Raw genomic sequence first — 21,927 nt, 5'->3', positions numbered from 1 at the left:
TGTTGTTGTGGCGCGCGTTTCGTGGTGAGTGTAGGGAACCCGGGTGCGGGCAGGAAACCGGATTTCGTGGCCCCGCGCCCGGCGGCCGGTCGTGGACGGCCCGCTCCGCCCCGCATGCGTGCACCAGTTCCTCGATCGGCCCCATGTTCCTTGCCATGGACGGGCGTTGAAGGCGATGGCGAATGATGAAACGATCCTCGGGAGCCGCACTGGGCGGCGCTCGGGGAAGGAAACACATCGATGGACGGAGACCACGGCCAGGCTGCCGCCACGGTGTTCGACGCGCTGGGCGCCGACTACGAGCGGGCGTTCGCCGGATCCGCCGCCCACCACGCCTCGTTGCACCGGCTGCTGGGCGATCTCGCACCGCACAGCCGTATCCTGGACGTCGGCAGCGGAACGGGGCGGCCGACCGCCCGGACCCTCACCGAGGCCGGCCATGACGTGCTGGGGGTGGACGTCTCGCCCGGCATGGTCGAACTGGCGGCCCGGCAGGTCCCCGACGCGGCGTTCGAATGCGCCGACATTCGCGAACTCCCCCTGGAAGAAGGCAGTTTCGACGCGGTCTGCGCCTATTTCTCACTGCTCCAGATGTCCCGCGACGACCAGTTCCGGCTCCTGCGGAAGCTCGGACGGCTGCTGGTTCCCGGCGGTCATCTGGTCGTGGCCACGGTGCCGCTGGACGTGGAGGACTTCGACGTCGTCTTCATGGGCCACAACGTGCGGGCGACGAGCTTCGGCCCGGAGGAGTTCACCGAGCTGGTCACCGAGGCCGGGCTCTCGGTGCTGTGGGAGCAGAGCACCCTGTTCACCCCGGAGTACGAAGCGGCGGTGGCCGAGCCCCAGTTGTTCCTGCACTGCCGACGGGCCTGACACCCGGTCCACCTTCGGGTGCCGGGCCCGCCGCCCCTCAGTGCTCGACCGGCAGCTTCACCGGGCGGCGCGTGCGCCGGACCCCGGCGCACCGCCGCACGAGGGAGACGGGACGCCGGCCGGCCTTGAGCGGGGCCTTCCAGTTGCGCAGCGCCTGCCTGCCGCACCCGCGCCACTGCGCGGGCGAGATGGGTACGGGCTGCCCGCCCCGGGTGACCATCGCGTTCACCGGTGTCATCGGGTCCGCCGCCATGGTCTTGGCGAGCAGCACGCCGATCACCAGCGGGGCCAGCGACAGCGCCAGCGTCGTGCCGGCGGTGGCGACGTGCTGGATGCGGGGGCGGGACGGTGCGTCAGGAAGCATGATGGTCATTCGACCAGCGACGCCCCGTCGGAGGATCGGCCGACGTACTCAGCTCGGCCCGCCCTCGTACTCACGCCCGGGTGTACGAAGGCGGGCCGCCGTGCCCGTCCGCGACGGCCGCTACGCGGTGGTGCCGGGGCCGGAGCCCGCTCCCGAGGCGGCCTTGATGCCCTTGGTGATGTCGTCCATGACGGAGAGCGCGGGTGCCTTGGCGTTCACGTCGAAGCCCGACCGGACCACGACCAGCAGGTCCTTCGAGCGGGGCGACGGGAAGGCCAGCGACTGGACGTACCCGTCGTCACCGTTCTTCGTCACCACCTTCCAGCGCACCAGGTACCCCTGTTCGCCGGCCACGGTCACCGGCTCGGACTTGAGTTCCTGGTGCGAGGTGATGCCGCCGTAGATCTTCTCGCCGTACGATTCGGTGGCATTGGCGGAGATGTCCTTCTCCGCCGTGGCCTTCGCAGTCGTGGTGTCGAGCTTCAGGGCCTTGGCGGGCGCGGAGAAAACCCCGCCGCGCACACACTGCTCGGACGTGTCGCCGGGACACGGGTACTCACCCGTCGTCACTCCCGCACTCGTGACCCCGGAGGTGCCCTTCCAGCCGTCGGGCACCGGCAGGTTGATCCCGCTGGTCAGGTCGGTGGCGTAGCCGTCCTCGGTCCCCGGCATCCGCTGCTCGGGGGCGCCGCTCCCGCCGCCGCCTCCCGGAGCGCCCGGCCCGCGACGGGGGGAGTCCGAGGGCGGGGCGGACGGGGCCGTGGCCGCGCGCTCGTTGTCGGCGCCGGAGTTGTCCGACAGCAGGAAGACGCCGCCTCCTACCGCGGCGAGGACCACCACCGCGGCCGTGATGCCCAGTCCGACGCGCATCCGGCGGCGCCGGATCGTGGCGGGCGGCACGCGCAGTTGGTCGGTCCACCGGGTGCCGTCCCACCAGCGCTCGTGAACGGGGCCGATTCCTGTGTACCCGGGGTCTGGGTGCCAGCCGGGCGGGGTCATCTGGGTCACGGGCCCCACCGTAGAACGGTTGCGTGAGAATCGCATGAATCAGCTGTGACGGATCGATCCGGATCAATAGGGTGAGGCAGCGCTCCGTCCCACGGACGGAGCCCGGGTCCAGGACGCCCCGCCGGCCGGAGGGGCTCTCCGCCGTCCCAGCGGGAGGCCGAACGATGAGCGAAGAAACAGCCGTGCGGATCGAGCGCGACGGCCCCGTGTTCACGGTGATCCTCCACCGGCCCGAGGTCCGCAACGCCGTGGACGGGCCGACTGCCCGGCAACTGGCCGACGCCTTCCGGGAGTTCGAAGCCGACCCGGACGCGGCCGTCGCCGTGCTGTGGGGCGAGGGCGGTACGTTCTGCTCGGGTGCCGACCTGAAGGGCATCGGTACGGAGCGGGGCAACAGGGTCCTGGCCGACGGCGACGGGCCGATGGGGCCGACCCGCATGCGCCTGGGCAAGCCCGTCATCGCGGCGGTCTCCGGCCACGCGGTGGCCGGGGGCCTGGAGCTCGCCCTCTGGTGCGATCTCCGGGTGGCGGAGGACGACGCGGTGTTCGGGGTGTTCTGCCGGCGCTGGGGAGTGCCGCTGGTGGACGGCGGAACGGTACGGCTGCCGCGGCTCATCGGTGAGAGCCGGGCCATGGACATGATCCTCACCGGGCGCCCCGTACCGGCCGCGGAGGCCTACGCCATGGGGCTGGCCAACCGGATCGTGCCACCCGGCGAGGCACGCGGCACGGCGGAGAACCTCGCCCGCGAGATCGCCGCGTTCCCGCAGCTGTGTCTGCGCCACGACCGGCTTTCGGTGCGCGAGCAGCACGGGCTGAGCGAACCGGAGGCGCTGGCCCAGGAGTACCGGCACGGTCTGGTGCCGCTGACCGCGGGGGAGACACAGGCCGGGGCCGAACGGTTCGGAGGCGGCGCGGGCCGTCACGGATCCTTCGACGGGTGACCGGTGGGCCGGCGGCGGTGCCCCGCCCCGCTGCCGTCGGCCGGACCGAAAATGCGACGCCGCCGCCGCACGGGCCGCCCTACGCTCGGCGGATGCCGACCCACACGTACCCCGACAAGCCCCGGCCCGGTGACCGCGTCGCCGTGCTGTCTCCCTCCTCCGGCCTCCCCGGCGTCCTGCCGCTCCCCCATGAGCTGGGGCTGCGCAGGCTCCGGGAGGACTTCGGCCTCGAACCGGTGGAGTACCCGACGACGCGGAAGATGGGCTCCACTCCGCAGGAACGGGCCGCCGACATCCACGCGGCATTCGCCGACCCCGACATCAAGGCCGTGATCTCCACCATCGGCGGCGACGACCAGATCACCGTGCTGCCGTACCTGGACCGCGACCTGCTGCGCGCCAACCCCAAGCCCTTCTTCGGGTACAGCGACAACACCAACCTGCTCGTGTTCCTGGAGAACCTGGGCATCGTCGGCTACCACGGCGGCACGGTGATGGTCGAGATGGGGCGTCCCGGCGCGATGCACCCGCTGACCGCCGACTCCCTGCGGGCCGCGCTCTTCACCCGGGGCGACTTCGAACTCACCCCGTCCAAGGAGACCAACGGGGCAGGCGGCCGGTGGGAGGAGCCCCGTACCTTCGACTCCGAACCCGAGATGCGGCCGTGCGACGGCTGGACATGGCACAACGCCGACGGCCGGACCGTGAAGGGTGCGAGCTGGGGCGGAAATCTGGAGATCCTGGCCTGGCTGCTGATGGCCGATCGCGAGATCCGGCCGGTGGACAGCTACGCGGGACGGGTGCTGTTCCTCGCAACGAGCGAGGAGATGCCCTCGGCCGACGAGGTCTACCGGATTCTGCGGAACATGGGGGAGCGGGGGATACTCGCGCAGTTCCCCGCCCTCCTCATGGGACGGGCCAAGAACTGGTCGTTCGAGCAGCCGCTGGACGCCGAGGCGGGGGAGCGGTTCCGCGAGGAGCAACGGCAGGCGGTCCTGCGGGCGTTGAGCGAGTACGCCCCCGGGGCCACGGCCGTCCTCGACGTCGACCTCGGTCACACCGACCCCCAGCTGGTCATTCCCTTCGGCGGACGGATCGAGGTGGACGGAGTGGGCCGCCGCATCGTCGTCACCTACTGAGCCGGCGCCACCTGTCGGAGCCAACTACCGGCATCTCCTCTTTGGTCCGACCATATGTGGTGTGTGACATAGTTGAAGATCCGGCAGCAGACGCGACGGCAACCGGACGATTCCGGCCGAGGCAGGGGGTGACGGATGCCCGTCGAATGGCAACCCGTACGGCAGTCCCGTACGCATGAGCTCGTGCTCCAGAGCATCGAGGAGCGGGTCTTCGCCGGTGAGCTCAGGGCGGGCGACCGACTTCCGCCCGAGCGCGAGCTCGCGCCGGTGCTCGGGGTCAGCCGGTCAGCGCTGCGCGAGGCGCTGAGGGTGCTGGAGACCATCGGTGTGCTGGTCGCGCAGCCGGGCCGGGGGCCGGATGCCGGGGCGCGGATCGTACGCAACCCCGACGACGCGCTCGGGCGGCTGCTGCGACTGCACTTCGCGCTGGGCAGCTACAGCCTGGAGGACGTCCTGGAGGCGCGCGTCGTGCTGGAGCGTTCCAGCTTCGAGGCGGCCGCCGGGCATGCCTCCCCGGCGGATCTCGACGAGGCGGAGGCGCTGGTCGCGCGCATGGGGGAGCCGGACGTCACGGTGCCGGAGTTCAACGATCTGGACACCCGGTTCCATGTGCACATCGCCCGCAGCTCCGGCAATGAACTGACCTCCACGCTCACCTCCGCAGTCCGTGAATCGGTGCGACCGCTGATCCTGAGGGCGCTGGAGGAGGCCGAGGACTGGCCGGCCACGGCCGCCGCGCTCAACGCGGAGCACACAGAGCTGCTGAGGCTGGTGCGCGCGGGCGAGGGTGCCGGCGCTGCCGATCTGGTCGAGAAGCACATCCGCAGCCTTCACGGCACGCTGGTCGACGAGAACTCCGACCGGGGCCCGGAGGATTCCTGACGCAGGGGTGAGGGCTCGGACTGTCGGTCGGCCCCGAGCCCTTGGTGTGCGGATTAAGTGTTGTCAGGTGCATGACTATGCATGACTACGTGTGCCCAGGCTCGTGGCGCCGCATCCTTCACGTTCCGGACCGAGGCTAGTATGGTCGGACCATAAAAATGGAGAAGCGATCGGAGAGACCCCCATGCGCATCGGACTCTTCGCCACCTGTCTGGGAGACACACTGTTCCCCGAGGCGGTGAAATCGACCGCGGTCCTGCTCGCCCGCCTGGGCCACGACGTGGTGTTCCCGCCGGGGCAGACCTGCTGCGGTCAGATGCATGTCAACACCGGCTACCAGCGCGAACCCGTCCCCCTGGTGCGGAACTTCGCCGACCAGTTCGGCGACGCCTCGATCGACGCCGTCGTCATGCCGTCCGGATCGTGCGCGGGCTCGGTCCGCCACCAGCACGAGATCGTCGCCGAACGGTACGGGGACGCCGCGCTGCGCGCGGGCGTCGCCACCGTCAAGGCCAAGACGTACGAGCTGTCGGAGTTCCTCGTGGACGTCCTGGACGTGGACGACGTCGGCGCGTACTTCCCGCACCGGGTGACGTACCACCCCACCTGTCACTCGCTGCGCATGCTGCACGTCGGTGACAAGGTCCTGAAGCTCCTCCGGGCCGTCGACTCCATCGACCTCGTCGAGCTCCCCGAAGCCGACTCCTGCTGCGGGTTCGGCGGCACCTTCGCCGTCAAGAACGCCGAGACGTCGACCGCGATGCTCCAGGACAAGATGCGCAACATCGCCACCACCGGAGCCGATGTCTGCACCGCGGGCGACTCGTCCTGCCTCATGCACATCGGCGGCGGGCTCTCCCGCATCAAGTCGGGCACCCGCACCCTGCACCTCGCGCAGATCCTCTCCGCCACCCGTACCTCGCCGTACGTCCCCACGGAGGCCGTCCGATGAGCAGCACCTTTCTCGGCATGCCCGCGACCCCGCCCCGTTCCCCGTACGGGACGGGCAATCTGCGCGGCGACCGGAAGTTCCCCGAGGCCGCCCACGACGAGCTGCGCAACGAACAACTGCGCCGCAACCTCGGCCGGGCCACCCGCACCATCCGCGCCAAACGCCTGAACGTCACCGGTGAACTCCCCGACTGGGAAGCACTGCGCGAGGCGGGCTCGGCCATCAAGACCGACACCATGAACCGGCTCCCCGAACTCCTGGAGGAGCTGGAGCGGAAGGTCACCGAGCGCGGCGGCACCGTCCACTGGGCGCGCGACGGCGTCGAGGCCAACGAGATCGTCACCCGGCTGGTCAGGGCGACTGGCAGCAGCGACGTCATCAAGGTCAAGTCGATGGCCACCCAGGAGATCGGCCTCAACGAACATCTCGAATCCGTCGGCATCACCCCGTACGAGACGGACCTCGCCGAGCTGATCGTCCAGCTCGCGCACGACAAGCCGTCGCACATCCTGGTCCCCGCGATCCACCGCAACCGCGACGAGATCCGGCAGATCTTCCTCAAGGAGATTCCGGGCGTCGACCCGCGCCTGGACAACGTGCCCGCGCACCTGGCCGCCGCCGCCCGCGCCTATCTGCGCGAGAAGTTCATGACGACCAAGGTGGCGGTCTCCGGCGCCAACTTCGGGATCGCCGAGACCGGAACGCTCGCGGTCGTGGAGTCCGAGGGCAACGGCCGCATGTGCCTGACGATGCCCGACACCCTGATCACCGTCATGGGCATCGAGAAGGTGCTGCCGCGCTACCAGGACCTCGAAGTGTTCCTGCAGTTGCTGCCGCGCTCCTCCACGGGCGAGCGGATGAACCCGTACACCTCGATGTGGACCGGTGTGACGCCGGGCGACGGGCCGCAGGACTTCCATCTGGTCCTGCTCGACAACGGCCGCACCGCGGCGCTCGCCGACCGGATCGGACGCGAGGCCCTCAACTGCATCCGCTGCTCGGCCTGTCTCAATGTCTGCCCGGTGTACGAACGGGCCGGCGGCCACGCGTACGGATCGACGTACCCCGGACCGATCGGCGCGGTCCTCACCCCGCAGCTCGCCGGGATGCACGCAGCCAAGAACGACCCCAACAGCTCGCTGCCGTACGCCTCCAGCCTCTGCGGCGCCTGCTTCGACGCCTGCCCGGTCAAGATCGACATTCCGTCGCTCCTGGTCGAACTGCGCCACCAGCACACCGAGCAGTCCGGCATGACGGCGGAGAAGCTGGCCATGAAGGCCGCGGCCACCGTCATGAAGCACCCGAAGCTCTTCACGGCCGCGCAGAAGGGCGCGGGGATCGGCCGTGTCATCGGCGGGCGGGACGGCAAGATCTCGCACCTGCCCCCGCCGTTCAACGGCTGGAGCGAGAGCCGGGACACCGAAGTGCCGCCGAAGCAGACCTTCCGCTCCTGGCTGGCATCGGCCGAGGGCGCCGCGACGATGCGCGCCGCCGCGGGCGAGCACGAACAGAACCGGAAGAAGAAGGAGGAGGAGAAGTGACCAACGCTCGCGAAACGGTGCTGGGGCGGATCAAGGACGCCCTCTCCCTCGCGCCTGCCCCCGATGTCACCGTCCCGCGTGCCTACCGCACCGGCCGCACTCTCCCCGACGACGAACGCCTGGCCCTCTTCACCGACCGGCTCGTCGACTACAAGGCCACCGTCCATACCTGCACCGCCGACCGCACCGCGGAGCTCGTCGCCGAGGTGCTGCGGGAGCGCGGGGCGCGGCGGATCGGTGTGCCGGCCGGGCTCGACGCACGCTGGCTCGAAGCGTTCGACGGCGAGGTCCAGCAGGACTCCGCAGACATCCCGGCGCCCGGCCTCGACGCGTTGGACGGGGTCGTCACCGCCTCGGCCGTCAGCTGCGCCGAGACCGGCACCATCTTCCTGGACGGTTCGCCCGACCAAGGGCGGCGGGCGCTCTCTCTGGTCCCCGATCTCCATGTCTGCGTCGTCGATCTGTCGACGGTCGAGACCGGTGTGCCGGAAGCGGTGGCGCGGCTGGTGCCGCAGCGTCCGACGACGCTGATCAGCGGCCCCTCGGCCACCTCCGACATCGAGCTGGAGCGGGTGGAGGGCGTGCACGGTCCGCGCACCCTGGCCGTGGTGATCCGGACGGACATGTGACGCGTAGGGCCTGCGCGGCGGGGGGCGGGGTGCGCGGCAGTCACGGGACGGTCCCCGGGCCGCGCACCCCGGCGCTCAGCCGTGCGTGACCGTCACCGGCTCGAAGCCGATACGTGTCGTCGCCCCGTCCGCCCAGCGGACCTCCACCGTGTCCCCGTCCACCGTCACCGCGTCGACCACCGCGTCGAGCGGCGCCGCGTCGGACTCCGCGGTCAGCGAGGCCAGCGCCACCAGGACCACCGAGCCGGTCGCGGACGCGGACAGTCGGGGGACCACCGCCCAGGGCGTGTACGCGGTGCCCTGCGGAGCCCGTAGCTCGTCCCGGGACTCCCAGCCGTGCAGACCGTGCAGCGCGGAGGTCAGGGCGTCGTCGCGGCCGGTCGCCCAGCCCGTCTGCTCCACCCGCGCCCCGTCCGGCGCGCCGAGCACCCGGTGCGCCCGCAGTTCGTAGCGCCCGCGCACCACCGTGACGCTCTCCACCCGCAGCCCCGGCACCATCGGCGAGCCCGACGTGAACACCGGGCGGTGCCAGGAGGCGGCCCAGCCCCAGCCGTCGCCCCCGCCGGCGCCCAGCGCACGGATGACGCGGCGACCGCTGCGGGCCCCGGCGACGACCACGGCCAGGTGGTTGTCCGCCGCGTTCGCCCTCGATGTGGGACCGGTCACCGTGGAATACGACTGGCGGCTGTACAGCGGGTCGTCCTGCACACCCGACTCGCCCTCGTGCGGGCGCACATGGTCGCTGCCGTGGTTGTGCAGCCGTACGATCCCGTCCGCGCGGGTGGTCTGGACGAGCAGTCCGGGCGCGGGCAGCGCGAGAACCCGGTCGGGGCCCTCGCTCGGCGCGGGCTCCTCGGTCGCGGTCCACAGCGGATGGCCGTCCGGGGCGAGGAGCGACACGAAGGCCTTGGACGCCCAGTACGGCGAGGCGGGCGCCGAGTAGTTCTGCAGCGACGCCTCGTGCGGGCCGTGCCAGCCCAGGTTCAGCAGCCCGTCCGTACCGGTCGCGCCCCGGTCCAGGAAGTAGCGCAGAGATCCGTTGATCACCCGCCGGGAGGCGCCGGGCGTGAGCGGGGTGTGCCCGCTGACGGCGCCGAGCGCCACCGAGGAGGCCGCCGCGAAGCGGTAGGTCAGCGAGCGGCCGAAGTGGATAGGCGCCCCGTCGCCGCCGAACAGCAGCGAGTAGCCCTCCAGGTGCTCGCGCAGCCGGGCGCCGTAGTGCGCGGACAGTTCGGCGTCGCCCGAGTGATGCGCGTCCAGCACGGGGTAGAGGTGCAGTGCCCAGCCGTTGTAGTGGTCGAAGGCCCGGCCGTCGCCGTCCGCGTACCAGCCGTCGCCCCGGTACCAGCCCTCCAGCAGTTCGAGGGCCCGCTCCTTGGCCCGCGCGGTCTGCGCGTCGCCACGGCCCACGGACTCCAGGAATCCGGCCACGGAGTAGGGGAAGAGGTACCAGTTGTTGGGGGCGGGGGTGTGCCGCAGCGCGTCGCGCAGCCACTCCTCGGTCCGGTCCTGGACCCCGGCGTCCAGCCGGTCCCAGAGCCACGGGCGGGTCAGCCGCAGACCGATGGCCACCGAGGCGGACTCGACCATGGGCTGGCCGAACACGGTGTGGTCGCGGATCAGCGGCCAGGACTCGGCGTCCTCGCGGCCGGGGGTACGGGTACCGGCCGCGAGCCCGTCCGCGTACCGGTCCAGCCAGCCGTGCGGGTCCTTGCCCTGAGCGCCCGCGACCCGGAAGGCGGCGGCGAGGAAGGTGCGTGCGTAACCCTCCAGACCGTCGGAGCGCACTCCGGACGCGGACGGCCGGCCCGGCAGGTCCAGCAGGGCGCCGCCCGGCGTCGCCCACTGCCAGGCGGCCCGGAGCAGCCCGTCGGCGGCGGCCTCCCAGTGCGCGCGGGTGTAGCCGGTGTACGGGCTCGACACCCGGTCGTCCGCCGGGAGTTCGAGGGTTGAGATCGGATGCGGAGCGGTCATGCGAGGAATGCCAGCCTTTCGCGTCGTACGGGATGGGCGAAACCGTCGCCCGCGGCCCAGCGGCCGGCCTCGCCCGCCGCCAGATCGACCAGCCGCCGCAACTCGTTGCCCTGTGAGCCTGCGAGGTGCGGGGTGATCAGGGCGTTGTCGCAGCCCCAGAGGGGGTGTGCGGCGGGCAGTGTGTCCGGATCGGTGACGTCGAGGATCGCCCGGATGCGGTCCTGCCGGAGCACGTCGACGAGCGCGTCCTGGTCGACGACGGCGCCCCGCGCGGTGTTGATCAGCACCGCGTCCGGGCGCATCGAGGCGAGCAGTTCGCGGCTGACCAGCCCGTGGGTGGCCGGCAGCAGCGGGGTGTGGATGCTGACCACATCGCTCTGTGCGAAGAGCTCCGCGAGGCCGACGGGCCGGACGCCGAGCGCGGCGGCCTCCGCGTCGGAGACGTACGGATCGTGCAGCAGGACGGGCAGATCGTAGGGGCGCAGCAGTTCGACGACGCGCCGGCCGATCATGGAGGCGGACAGGATGCCCACGGTGCGGCCGTAGTTCCCGACCCGGTCCGGGGTGGCCAGCCAGTTGTCGCGGCGGCGCTGTGCCCGGTAGTCGTGGGCCCGCTCCAGGACCCGTTTGCCGGAGAGCAGGATCATCGCGACGGTGTACTCGGCCACCGGCAGCGCGTTGGCGGCGGCCGCCGAGGACACCTCGATGCCGCGCTCCCAGCAGGCCTCGGTGATGTGTCCGCGCACACTGCCCGCGGTGTGGACGACCGCGCGCAGCCGCGGCGCCGCGTCCAGGGCTGCCGCGTCCAGCGGCGGGCAGCCCCAGCCGGTGATCAGCAGTTCGGTGTCGGCCAGCACCGCGCGGGCCCGGTCGGTGGAGAAGTCGTCGAGGGCGGGCAGGGCGGCGAGATCGCACACCTCGTCGAGCGCGGCCAGGGACCGGGCACCGAGGAGCGCGTCCGCGGCGGCCGGTTTCATGGCGACGGCGGCGCGCGGCCGGTTCCGGGCGGCGGAGGCGGTGGCGGAGGGGTCTGTGCTGGGCATCTCTCTCCTGGTGGGGAACGGGGGCGGTGCTCCGGTCACTTCACGGCGCCTGCGGTGAGCCCCGACTTCCAGAAACGCTGGAGCAGGGCGAAGGCGAGGATCAACGGCAGGACCGCGAGCAGCGAACCCATGATCACTACGGGGTAGTACTCGGGTGAGACGACGGCGGCGCTGTTCCATGTGTAGAGGCCGAGGCTGACCGGATAGAGATGCTGGTCGGAGAGCATCACCATCGGCAGGAAGAAGTTGTTCCAGATCGCCGTGAGCTGGAAGAGGAAGACAGTGACCAGGCCCGGCCCCAGCATCCGCAGGGCGACCCGGAAGAAGGCCGCCAGCTCGCCGGCGCCGTCCATCCGCGCCGCCTCCAGTACCTCGTCCGGCACGTACCCCCGGCTGAAGATCCGGCCGAGGTAGACCCCGAACGGGTTGAAGAGCACCGGGATGAAGACCGACCAGAAGGTGTTGACGAGTCCGGTGCCGGACGCCATCAGGTAGAGCGGAAGCGCGAGCACGGTCTGCGGCACCATCACCGCCGCCAGCACCAGGGCGAACAGCTTCTCCTTGTGCGCGAAGCGGTACTTGTCGAAGGCGTACCCGCAGGCGATGCTCACCATCGCGCCGAGCGCGGCACCCAGGACCGCGTACAGCAGGCTGTTGCCGTACCAGCGCCCGTACAGTCCGCCGTCCATCGCGAACAGGTCCTTGAGGTTCTGGCCGAGGGAGAAGTGGTCCGGCGACAGCACATCGCTGCCGAACAGCGCGTCGCGGTCCTTCGAGGCGGCGAGCACCAGCCACAGCACGGGCAGCAGTGTGTACAGCACCGAGATGCCGACGACGAGGTTGACGACGGCGCGGCCGAGGAGCCGGGGCCGCCGCGCGCCCCGGGCGCGGGTGGAGCTCGCGCTCACCGGGCGTCCTCCTCGGGGGTCCCCGCGCGGTTGGACCAGCGGGTGACGCCGTACGAGAGCGCGATCGTGCAGACGAGCAGGACGACCGAGGCGGCAGAGGCGAGGCCGTAGTTGTTACGGGTGAACGCCGCGTCGTAGATGTACATGCTGGGCGAGAACCGCGAGCTGATCATCGGTGTGGCCTGGCCGAGCAGCATCGGTTCGGTGAACAGCTGCAGCGCAAGGATCAGGGTGAACATCGCGACCATCACGATCGACGAACGCACCAGCGGGGCCTTGACCTGGAGCGCGGTGCGTACCGGACCGGCGCCGTCGACCACCGACGCCTCGATCACCTCGCGGGGCACGGCCTGGAGGGCGGCGTAGAAGACGACCATGTTGTAGCCGAGATTGCTCCACAGGGCGATGTTCACGATCGACGGCACGACGGTGTGCACGCCGAGGAAATCGACGGTGATGTCGGCCTTGCCCAGCAGTTCGATCACCGGGCTCAGCCCCGGCGTGTACAGGTACAGCCAGATGACGGCCGCGATGATGCCGGGCACCGCGTGCGGGAGGAACAGTCCGAGCTGGGCCCAGGACCGCAGCCGCACCACCCCGGAGTCCAGCAGCAGGGCGAGCACCAGGGCACCGGTCACCATCAGCGGGATGTAGAGCAGGCAGTACAGGACGACGGTGCCCAGCCCGCCGATGAACGTCGGGTCGGTCAGCACGGCGGTGTAGCTGCGGAGCCCGACGAAGACCGTCCGCTCCGGGCCGAAGCCGAGTCCCGGCTGGTCGTCGGCGAAGAAGCTGAGCCACACGGCCGTCCCGACGGGGATCAGGAAGACCGTCACGAGAAGGATGAAGAAGGGGGTCATCAGGGCGCCGCACGCGCCGAGTTCACGGCGCCTGGCGGCCCTGCGGGCGCGGCGCGCCGGTCCGGCGGCAGGCGGTTGCTCCCCGATGGTCCCCGAGGGGTGCGCGGGCGGACGCGTGGAGGCGGGAGCGGGGGTGGTGAGGTGGCTGGACACGGTGTCACCTGCCTCTCTGCTGCTGGAAGGGCTGCTGCCGGAACGGGGGACGGGGGGAGGGGACGGGGCGCGGTCAGGTGCTGTGCTCGGTGGTGGCGAGTCCCAGGGCCCTGAGGTCCGGCATGGTGCCCCGCTGGGTCGCGCGCACGGCGTCGATCAGTGAGCCCCGGCCGCCGCCGACCCGGGCGAAGCCGTCCTGCATCACCTTCTGGGAGGCGGACATCCGGGGTCCCCATGTCCAGCCGTCCCTGATCTTGTGCGCCTCCTGCTCGAAGAGCGCGTAGATGTCCTGGCCGTCGTAGTAGCCGCGGTCGAAGGCCTTCCTGCCGACGGCGACGAGGCCGGGTGCGGCCGGGTACTGGCTGCTGGTACCGCCGGAGAGCCGGGCGCGCAGCGCGTCGGGGTGCGACACCTGCCACTCGATGAACTCCATGGCGGCCTCCGGGTGGCTGCTGCCGGAGGTGACCGCGAAGGTGGACCCGCCGTGGGTGCCGAGCACGGCGGCGGACGGGCTCCACTGGGGCAGCGGAGCGATGGCCCACCTGCCCTTCTGCGCGGGCCGGGCGTTCATCTGCGCCCCGGCGTCCCAGGCGCCGCTGAGCCGGGTGAGGACCTGGCCGGCGGCGAGCTGGGCGTCGTACTGCCGGCTGTCGACGGCGTTCACGACGACCAGGTCCTGGTCGATCAGCCGCTGCCAGTACGCGGCGACGCGGCGGGTCGGTGCGTCGGCGAACGACACGTTCCAGGCACCCGCCCGGGTGTCGAACCACTGGGCACCGGCCTGCCAGGCGAAGGAGGCGAACTGTGGGGCACCGTCCGTGGCGAAGGCCGCCATCCGGCGGCCGGGGGTCTTGCGGCGCACGGTCCGGGCCACGTCCTCGAACTCGGCCCAGGTGCGCGGGACCGGCAGGCCGTACTCGGCGAAGAGGTCGGTGCGGTAGTGCATCACCATCGGCTCGACGTCCAGCGGCACGCTGAAGACCCGCTTGTCGAAGGTGGTCAGGCCGAGCGCCTGCGGCAGCAGCGCGGCACGCAGCCGGTCGCCGACCAGGCCGGTGATGTCCCGGGCGACCCCGTCGATGGCGAAGCCGGGGATCTGGGGGTACTCGATCGTCGCGACGTCCGGGGCGTTGCCCGCCCGCGCGGCGTTGCTGAGCTTGGCGTACCCGCCCATCGAGCCCGCGGGGACCTGCTGGAAGTCGACCTGGACGGTGTCGTGGGTGCGATTGAACGCGTCCACGACCTCCTGGCTGCCGCGCAGGGCGGACCAGAAGGTGATGCGGGTGGCGCGCTTCCCGCCTCTGTTGCCCGGCCCGGACGGTCCGGACAGCCCGTCGCCGTTGCCGCTGCTGCCTCCGCAGGCACCGAGCGCACCTGCCAGCGGCAGAGCGGCGATCGTGGCAAGCACGGACCGACGGCTCTGTCGTCCGGGCATGTGCGCCTCCCGCGGCTGCTGAATCGGCTCACGGGGAATCCTGATCGACTGATCGGTACTGGTCAAGTGATCGCTCAGAAGAAGAACAAAACGGTCAAACGATCACTCGGTGGAACGGGGCAGCTCCTGGGCCGATCCACGCACCTTCAGCGTGGGCAGCAGCTCCGTGCGGCGCACCGGTCCGGTCGCGCCCGCCGCACCGGACAGCCGGTGGAGCAGCAGTTCGGCGGCGGCCCGCCCGATCTCCGCCTTCGGCGGCGCCACCGCCGTCAGCGGAGTGCTGCCGAGGGCCGCGACCACATCGTCGTACGCCACCACCGAGCAGTCCCGGGGCACCTCGACACCGCTCTCCGCCAGCCGCTGCACCAGCATCAGCGCGTCCACGTCGCCGTGCAGCACGGCCCCGGTGGCGCCCCGCTCCCGCAGCAGCGCGGCGAGGTCGAGAGCGGCCCGGCCGTCGGCCGCGGATGCCGAACCATGGGGCCCGGCCGCCGGGCCGGACCCGTGGGGCTCCGCCGCCGAGGGCGAGCTCAGCACCACCGACCAGTCCGCCACCTCCGGACGGGCCGCCGCGATCTCGGCGAACGCGGCACGGATGCTGCGCGCCGTCGGACTGTCGTCACGGGCGGCCAGCACGATACGGCGATGCCCCAGCGAGACCAGATGGTCCACGGCGAGATGGATCCCGTACCAGTGATCGGAACAGACGGAGTCCAGGGCGTGCAGCGCGCTTCCCGGCCGGGGCCGCCGCTCCATCAGCACGGTCGGCACCCCCACGTTCGCGAGCCAGCCGTAGTCCAGCTCCTCCGAGCGGGTACTGAGCCAGCGCGGCGCGATCAGCAGCCCGCGCGCCCCGTCCGCCAGCGCCCGCTCCACCAGCGGACGTTCGGCACCGGCCGACGGGGGCGCGATGTGCAGGGCGATCCGGATCCCGGACTCCTCCAGGACGGAGCGGGCGCCGTGCAGGGTCTCGTACAGGTACGTGTGCCGCTCCGGGACGACCAGGGCGACCGCCCCGGCCTCCCCGGCCGGCTCCTCGCCCCGGGCCGCCGGGACCGCGCCGGTCGGGACCGGCTCACGCACCGGGCGGGCCACCCCGTGCCCGCGCCGCAGCCGCCCGTCCCGGGCCAGTTCCTCGACGTCCCGCCGGATCGTGACCACCGAGACGTCGAGCTCGGCCGCGAGCGCGCTGACCTTCACGGCGCCGCGCGACTCCACCACCGACAGGATTCGCTGACGCCTGAGTTCAACCGGCTCCCGCATGCTGCTGGCCCCTTCGCCGTACCGCCGCGCACTGTTCGTTTGAGCGCTTCCGGTGAGCGCTTCGGCACGCAGCATAGCGATCGGTCTCCGGCCCGCCACCGGTGCGGACCACCCCGTCCGCCCCACCGACCCCAGCAGGCACTCTTGCGACTCCGTCACAACGCGACCTAACGTCAACGGACTTGAGACCGAAAGCCGAGGGGAGGGGCATATGGAGATCAAGAAGGTAGTGGTCCGCGAGGAAGAGGCGAAGAACCGCGAACGGCAGACGATCGAGAAACGTCCGACGCGCTGAACCGGTGCGTTCCGGTTCAGCCGGCACCTGACGCGATCGCCCTCCGGGGCCGTGCGCCACGGCCGGACAGTGACGAAAAGGGCGGACGCCGGACGCGGTCCGGCGTCCGCCCCCGTGCCGTGGGAGGCGCAGTGCGAATACATCTGGTGACCATGCCGTGGCAGCCGATCGAACTCCCCTCGCTCCAGGTGGGACTGTTGCACGCGCTGCTGGACCGGACCCGGCCGGACGACGAGGTGCGCGAGTTCCACGGCTCCCTGCGTTGGGCGGAATTCCTGCTGGAACGCTCGCAGGGGGCGATCCGGCCCGGCGATCACGTCGCGGTCGGCAGCGAATCGATCTTCGACGGCCTCGGGGACTGGGTGTTCTCCGGCGTCCTGTACAACGATCCCGAATGGGGCGTGGCGCAGCTCAAGGAGTACGCCACGCGGCGCGGGACCGACATGTCCACCGCGACCGCGATGAGGGTCCACGCGGCGGAGTTCATCGACGAGAGCGCGAGCGCGATACTCGACGACGCACCCGATGTCGTCGGGTTCACCTCCACGTTCATGCAGAACGTCTCCTCGCTGGCGCTCGCGGCGGAACTGAAACGACGCCGCCCCGGACTGACCGTGGTTTTCGGCGGCAGCAACTGCGACGGCCCGATGGGCCACGCCCTGCACCGCAACCACCGCTTCGTCGACCATGTGGTGCGCGGCGAGGGGGAGTACGCCCTGCCCGCCCTGCTCGCCCACATCGACGCGGGAACCGCACCGGCCGACGTACCCGGACTCTGCTGGTGGGACGGGCCGGAGTCGCGCGCCAACGAGGAGTCCCGGCGCACCGTCGCGCCCGCCGACATCCCCTCGCCCGACTACGACCTCTGGCAGCAGGCCATCGACACCTCCCCGCTCGCAGAGTACGTCCATCCGAAACTCGTGGTCGAGGGGGCCCGGGGCTGCTGGTGGGGCGAGAAGCACCACTGCACCTTCTGCGGACTCAACGGCTCGGCGATGACCTTCCGCGCCAAACCCGGAAACCGGCTCTGGGACGAGGTCGACCGCCTGGTCCGGCGCCACCGGATCCTGGACATCGTCACCGTCGACAACATCATCGACATGGCGTACTTCAAGGACTTCCTCCCGCTCGCCGCCGACAGCGGCTGGGACCTGCGCATGCACTACGAGGTGAAGTCCAACCTCACCGCCGAGCAGCTGGAGACGCTCGCCCGAGCCGGATCGGTCCACATCCAGCCCGGCATCGAGAGCCTCAACAACAAGGCCCTGGAGCTCATGGACAAGGGCGTCAGCGGGGCCCGCAACATTCGTACGCTCCGCGAGTGCGAGAACCACTCGCTCACCTGCTCCTGGAACTACCTCTACGGCTTCCCGGGGGAGACCGCCGAGGACTACGCCTCCGTCATCGACCAGATGCCCGCGCTCGTCCACCTCCAGCCGCCCGGCGGCGCCCACCGCATCCAGCTGGAGCGGTTCAGCCCCAACTTCGCCAACCCCGCGCTGGGCTTCCCCGAGAGGTGGCCCGCCGAGATGTACCGCCACGTCTACGACCTGCCCGAGGAACAACTGGCCGATCTGGTCTACCTCTTCGACACCCCGCCCGCCGGGATCGGCGGCGGGACCGAAGCGCGGCTGAAGGCCGCGGCCCGCGACTGGTACACCGGCCACCCCGCCTCGACCCTGGTCCTGGAACAGCCCGACGGCGAGGAGGTGCTGCTCGTCCACGACCGACGGCACGGCTGGCCGCGCCGCACCCACCGGCTGACCGGCTGGCACGCCGCCGCCCTGCGCCACCTGGAGGCGGGCCGCACCCGGACGGCACTGCACCGGCTGCTCACGGCCGAAACGACCCCGCCGACCGCCGAGGAACTGGACGCCTGGCTCCGCGAAGCGGTCGCTCTGGGGCTCCTCTTCGACGACGGGCGGTCGTACGTGTCGCTGCCCACCTGGCACGTGCCGGTCCGGTCGGTCGAGCGCACCCAGGCGCCGGACGGGACGGCCGGCGGGTCATCGGGCGCGCCGGACAACGGAGAGAAGGTCGCCGGATGAGCCCGCTGCCCGCACCCCCGACCCGCACCGCCCCCGCCCTGCCGGCCTGGCAGGTGCCGCACCGGATCCGAGGACGGCTGGTGACGGTCGACGAACCCCTGCGGCTCGGCGCCGGCGGCCGGCCGGCGGCGGAAGCGGTCCGGTTCCTGCGCGAGTGCCAGAGCCACGATCTCGTCGTGCGCTGGCTTCCGGCGACCGACGACCCGCTGTTCACCGGGCCCGCGCACGAGGTGGCCGACACGGCGGGCCTGCTGCGCCACCTGCCGGCCCCCGGCCCCCTGCCCGGCGAACCGCCGGAGCTCACCACCTGGCGGGACCGCCACGCCTACGGACAGCTCTACCACCGGCGCGGACCGGACTTCGTCACCGTCATGGACCGCAGGGAGCCATCGGCCGCCGCCCGCTTCACGATCGACGACCCCGATCTGCTCTCCACGTTCCGCACCGTCCAGGACCCCACCGCCGTGGCCGAACTGAGCGCCATCGGCCGGGAAGCGGTGGAGCTGCTGGTGGCGGAACGCCTCGCCCGGGTGACCGACGGCTGGGTGGTGGCCCTGCCGCCCCGCATCCGCCGGTGGCCCGTCCCCTGCACCGACATCTGAACGGGATGGAGCAGCTGCCCGACCCGCCGACCCCGTCAGCCGAGATCCCTTCCGCCGGTGCCGGGACCGACCGCTCCGGGCGGTCCGGACGTAGCCTGCTGCGCCACCGGCCGTTCGCGCTGCTGTGCGGGGAACAGATCGCCAGCTCCGTCGGGCGCCAGGTCACCACCCTGGCCCTCGCGCTGCTCGCCGTGACCCGGCTGGGCGCCGGGCCCTTCGGCGCCTCCGCGCTGATGGCGCTGAGCTACCTGCCCGGCGCGCTGCTCAGCCCGTTCGCCGGGGTGCTGGTCGACCGGGCACGGCTGCGCGGGCTGACCGTACTCCTCACCGTTCTCCAGGTGCTGGTCGTCGGCTCCGTACCCCTGGCGGACACCCTGGGACGGCTCGAGCTGCCGCAGCTGTACGTGGTGGCGGCCCTGTCCGGCGCGCTGACCTCCATGCTCGCCGTCGCCCTCCAGGCGGCCCTGCCCAGGGTCGTGCACCCCGAGCAGTTGCTGTCCGCCAACTCGGCGCTGACCGGTGCCCGGACCACCGGGCAGATCGGCGGCCCCGCGCTCGGCGGTGTGCTGGTGGGCCTGACCGGGGCCTCCACCGCGCTGCTGGCCGCCTGCGCGGCGTACGGCATCGAGGCACTGCTGCTGCTGGGTCTCCCCGCCACACTCAACTCCTCGGTCCGTGAGGCCGGTCGCGAGAGGGAATCCCGGACAGCCGCACTGCGCGCCGGACTCGAAGTGGTGCGCGGCGAAAGGCTGTTGCGCCGACAGGTGCTCGCCGGGGCCGGGTTCAATCTCGGCAGCGGAGCCGTCGACGCGCTCTTCGTGCTCTACGCCACGCGTGATCTCGGACTGCCGGCCTGGCAGTTGGGCACGGTCTACGCCGCGTTCAGCGTCGCCACCGTCCTCGGAGTGCTGCTGGCGGGGCGCTTCGCCGCCACCATCGGACTGGCCAGGGCAACCCGGATCTGCGCCGTGGTGGCCGCCCTCGCGATCTTCCTGATCCCGGGCGCCTCCCTGGGGCCCGGCTTCCCGGCGCTGCTCGCGTACCAGTTCGTCTTCGGTCTCGCGGCCACGGTCTGGGCCATCTCCATGACCACCACCCAGCAACTGATCACACCGCCCGAGCTCCAGGGCCGGGTCGCCGGGGTCCTGCAGGCCGCGCTCATCGGTACGGTGCCGATCGGCGCCCTCGGCGGCGGTGCGCTCGCCACCTGGCTGGGCAATGTGCCGGTGCTCAGCGGCGGGGCGGCGGTGGCACTGGTGGCCGCCGCCTGCCTCTGGCTGCCGTAGCGCGTGGAGCCGTCGGGAGGCGGCACAGTGGACCGTGCGGGGATCCACCACGCACGCGGCCCTCCCGGACCGCTGCCTGTCGGCGGGGCGGTTCCGGAAGGGCCGGCGGGAAAAGGGCCGGATCAGACGATGCCTTCCTCGATCTCCGCCTGCTCGCGGGCGTTCCCGTACGCCGACGGCGTGCTGTACGAACGACGGGCGACGAACCACCACACGGTGGCCAGGACCAGCACGGCGATCAGCGCGATCGACGCGTAGTTCATCGAGTCGACCGTCACCGGGGAGGACTGCGGGAGCAGGAACAGCACGGTCACGATGGCGACCCACACGACGGCGATCCAGCCGATCGGCTTGCTCCAGCGGCCCAGGTGCCACGGCCCGCGTTCGAACCGGCTGCCGGAGCGCAGCTTCAGGAAGATCGGGATCGCGTAGGCGGGCGTGATGCCGATGACGTTGATCGCGGTCACCGCACCGTACGCGGTGGCGGAGTACAGCGAGGGCAGCGCGAGCACACCTGCGACGACGACCGACAGCCACACCGCGTTGACGGGGGTCTGGGTGCGGGCGCTCACCTTGTGCCACAGCGCCGAGCCCGGCAGGGCGTTGTCACGGCTGAAGGCGAACACCATCCGGCTCGCGGCCGCGACCTCGGCGTTGCCGCAGAACAGCTGGGCCGCGATCACGATCAGCAGCATGGCGGTGGCCCCGGAGGTGCCCAGCGCGTCGATCAGGATCTGTGCCGGCGGCACCCCGGTGGCGCTCTTCTGGGTGCCCGCGTAGTCCTGGATGGCGAAGGTCAGCCCGGCGAGCAGCACGAAGCCGGCGATCCAGGAGACCCAGATCGCGCGGACGATGCCCTTGGCCGCCGTCACGGAGGCGTTCGACGTCTCCTCCGACAGGTGGGCCGACGCGTCGTAGCCGCAGAAGGTGTACTGCGCGAGGAGCAGGCCGATCGCCGCCACGTACAACGGGTTGTGCCAGCCCGTGTCATTGACGAACTCGGTGAAGACGAACGACGGCGACTGGTGGTGCGAGGGGACGATCGCCAGCACGGTGACGATCACCGCGACACCGGCCAGGTGCCACCAGACGCTGATGGAGTTGAGGACGCTGACGAGGCGGACGCCGAAGAGGTTCAGCACGGCGTGCAGCAGCAGGATGCAGACAAAAATGATCATTGTCTTGCCGGGCGTGGGAGTGAATCCCCACTGGAGGTTCATCAGCGCACCGGTGAACAGCGCCGCACCATAGTCGATGCCCGCGATCGCGCCCAGCAGACCCAGCAGATTCAGCCAGCCGGTGTACCAGCCCCACTTGCGGCCGCCGAGCCGGTCGGCCATGTAGTACAGCGCTCCCGAGGTCGGGTACGCGCTGGTGACCTCGGCGAGCGCCATGCCGACGCAGAGCACGAAGAGCCCGACACCGGCCCAGCCCCAGAGCATCACGGCCGGACCACCGGTCGACATGCCGAAGCCGTACAGGGTCATGCAGCCGGACAGGATCGAGATGACGGAGAAGCTGATGGCGAAGTTGCCGAAGCCTCCCATGCGGCGGGCGAGCACCGGCTGGTAGCCGAGCTCGCGCAGCCGCTCCTCCTCGTCCTTCGGCGGGGTTGCCTCCGCGCCCGACTGGGTCGGGGTGGATATGGACATCGGGAAAACCTCCATGAGCGGGTGGTGAAAAGGGACGGTCGGTCATCGGTCCGGGACGGGGCGGGCACACGGCATC

The 21,927-nt window shown here is 71.5% G+C and carries 19 protein-coding genes; 10 read left to right on the top strand and 9 right to left on the bottom strand.

The window, feature by feature from the left end:
• Positions 1-240 precede the first annotated feature (240 nt).
• Positions 241-873, top strand: a complete 633-nt coding sequence (locus OG842_RS05065; protein ID WP_266727792.1) for a class I SAM-dependent methyltransferase — start codon at positions 241-243, stop codon at positions 871-873.
• Positions 874-910: 37 nt separating this feature from the next.
• Here the strand turns inward: OG842_RS05065 and OG842_RS05060 are convergent, their stop codons facing one another.
• The gene (locus OG842_RS05060; RefSeq protein WP_266727790.1) at positions 911-1,237 is read right to left on the bottom strand and encodes a hypothetical protein; all 327 of its coding nucleotides are present in this window, start codon (positions 1,235-1,237) and stop codon (positions 911-913) included.
• 120 nt (positions 1,238-1,357) lie between these two features.
• Complete coding sequence (locus OG842_RS05055) at positions 1,358-2,236, bottom strand: DUF2510 domain-containing protein (protein ID WP_266733436.1); 879 nt, start codon at positions 2,234-2,236, stop codon at positions 1,358-1,360.
• Between the two features lie 173 nt (positions 2,237-2,409).
• On the opposite strand from OG842_RS05055, the gene OG842_RS05050 reads away from it, so the two are divergent.
• From OG842_RS05050 to OG842_RS05025, 6 genes are all read left to right on the top strand, one after another.
• Complete coding sequence (locus tag OG842_RS05050) at positions 2,410-3,189, top strand: crotonase/enoyl-CoA hydratase family protein (protein WP_266727788.1); 780 nt, start codon at positions 2,410-2,412, stop codon at positions 3,187-3,189.
• A gap of 92 nt (positions 3,190-3,281) precedes the next feature.
• Positions 3,282-4,328, top strand: coding sequence for a S66 family peptidase (locus OG842_RS05045; RefSeq protein ID WP_266727786.1), 1,047 nt, complete (start codon positions 3,282-3,284; stop codon positions 4,326-4,328).
• 135 nt (positions 4,329-4,463) lie between these two features.
• Complete coding sequence (locus OG842_RS05040) at positions 4,464-5,210, top strand: FadR/GntR family transcriptional regulator (protein WP_266727784.1); 747 nt, start codon at positions 4,464-4,466, stop codon at positions 5,208-5,210.
• 184 nt (positions 5,211-5,394) lie between these two features.
• Positions 5,395-6,162, top strand: a complete 768-nt coding sequence (locus OG842_RS05035; protein WP_266727782.1) for a (Fe-S)-binding protein — start codon at positions 5,395-5,397, stop codon at positions 6,160-6,162.
• Positions 6,159-7,703, top strand: a complete 1,545-nt coding sequence (locus OG842_RS05030) for a lactate utilization protein B (RefSeq protein WP_266727780.1) — start codon at positions 6,159-6,161, stop codon at positions 7,701-7,703. The genes OG842_RS05035 and OG842_RS05030 overlap by 4 nt, the downstream gene beginning before the upstream one ends.
• Positions 7,700-8,332 carry a LutC/YkgG family protein gene (locus tag OG842_RS05025; protein ID WP_266727778.1) on the top strand — a complete coding sequence of 211 codons (633 nt, stop codon included), beginning with the start codon at positions 7,700-7,702 and terminating at the stop codon, positions 8,330-8,332. The genes OG842_RS05030 and OG842_RS05025 overlap by 4 nt, the downstream gene beginning before the upstream one ends.
• A gap of 75 nt (positions 8,333-8,407) precedes the next feature.
• On the opposite strand, the gene OG842_RS05020 is transcribed toward OG842_RS05025, so the two are convergent.
• The 6 genes from OG842_RS05020 to OG842_RS04995 all read right to left on the bottom strand — a co-directional run bounded on the left by OG842_RS05020 (position 8,408) and on the right by OG842_RS04995 (position 15,968).
• Positions 8,408-10,306 (bottom strand): DUF2264 domain-containing protein, encoded by a 1,899-nt coding sequence (locus OG842_RS05020; RefSeq protein ID WP_266727776.1) that lies wholly within the window; start codon positions 10,304-10,306, stop codon positions 8,408-8,410.
• Complete coding sequence (locus tag OG842_RS05015) at positions 10,303-11,349, bottom strand: hydroxyacid dehydrogenase (RefSeq protein WP_266727774.1); 1,047 nt, start codon at positions 11,347-11,349, stop codon at positions 10,303-10,305. The genes OG842_RS05020 and OG842_RS05015 overlap by 4 nt, the downstream gene beginning before the upstream one ends.
• Before the next feature lie 35 nt (positions 11,350-11,384).
• Positions 11,385-12,257, bottom strand: a complete 873-nt coding sequence (locus OG842_RS05010; protein WP_266727773.1) for a carbohydrate ABC transporter permease — start codon at positions 12,255-12,257, stop codon at positions 11,385-11,387.
• Positions 12,254-13,204, bottom strand: coding sequence for a carbohydrate ABC transporter permease (locus tag OG842_RS05005; RefSeq protein ID WP_266733435.1), 951 nt, complete (start codon positions 13,202-13,204; stop codon positions 12,254-12,256). Before OG842_RS05005 ends, OG842_RS05010 begins: the two co-directional genes overlap by 4 nt.
• Positions 13,205-13,343: 139 nt before the next feature.
• Positions 13,344-14,705, bottom strand: a complete 1,362-nt coding sequence (locus OG842_RS05000; RefSeq protein WP_266727771.1) for an ABC transporter substrate-binding protein — start codon at positions 14,703-14,705, stop codon at positions 13,344-13,346.
• Between the two features lie 102 nt (positions 14,706-14,807).
• Positions 14,808-15,968, bottom strand: a complete 1,161-nt coding sequence (locus OG842_RS04995) for a substrate-binding domain-containing protein (protein WP_266727769.1) — start codon at positions 15,966-15,968, stop codon at positions 14,808-14,810.
• A 426-nt stretch (positions 15,969-16,394) separates the two neighbouring features.
• Between OG842_RS04995 and OG842_RS04990 the strand changes: the two genes are divergently transcribed.
• The 3 genes from OG842_RS04990 to OG842_RS04980 are packed head-to-tail and all read left to right on the top strand — an operon-like array spanning position 16,395 to position 20,199.
• Positions 16,395-18,311: a RiPP maturation radical SAM C-methyltransferase gene (locus OG842_RS04990; RefSeq protein ID WP_266727767.1), complete on the top strand. Its 1,917-nt coding sequence runs from the start codon at positions 16,395-16,397 to the stop codon at positions 18,309-18,311.
• Complete coding sequence (locus OG842_RS04985; protein WP_266727765.1) at positions 18,308-18,913, top strand: DUF5825 family protein; 606 nt, start codon at positions 18,308-18,310, stop codon at positions 18,911-18,913. Before OG842_RS04990 ends, OG842_RS04985 begins: the two co-directional genes overlap by 4 nt.
• Before the next feature lie 5 nt (positions 18,914-18,918).
• Positions 18,919-20,199, top strand: coding sequence for an MFS transporter (locus OG842_RS04980; protein WP_266727763.1), 1,281 nt, complete (start codon positions 18,919-18,921; stop codon positions 20,197-20,199).
• 122 nt (positions 20,200-20,321) lie between these two features.
• Here the strand turns inward: OG842_RS04980 and OG842_RS04975 are convergent, their stop codons facing one another.
• On the bottom strand, positions 20,322-21,851 hold the full coding sequence (locus tag OG842_RS04975) for an amino acid permease (protein ID WP_266727761.1): 1,530 nt from the start codon (positions 21,849-21,851) through the stop codon (positions 20,322-20,324).
• Positions 21,852-21,927: the final 76 nt, after the last annotated feature.

The sequence above is a fragment of the Streptomyces sp. NBC_00376 genome (assembly GCF_036077095.1).
GTDB lineage: Bacteria > Actinomycetota > Actinomycetes > Streptomycetales > Streptomycetaceae > Streptomyces.
This window is presented reverse-complemented; position numbering and strand designations above follow the sequence as displayed.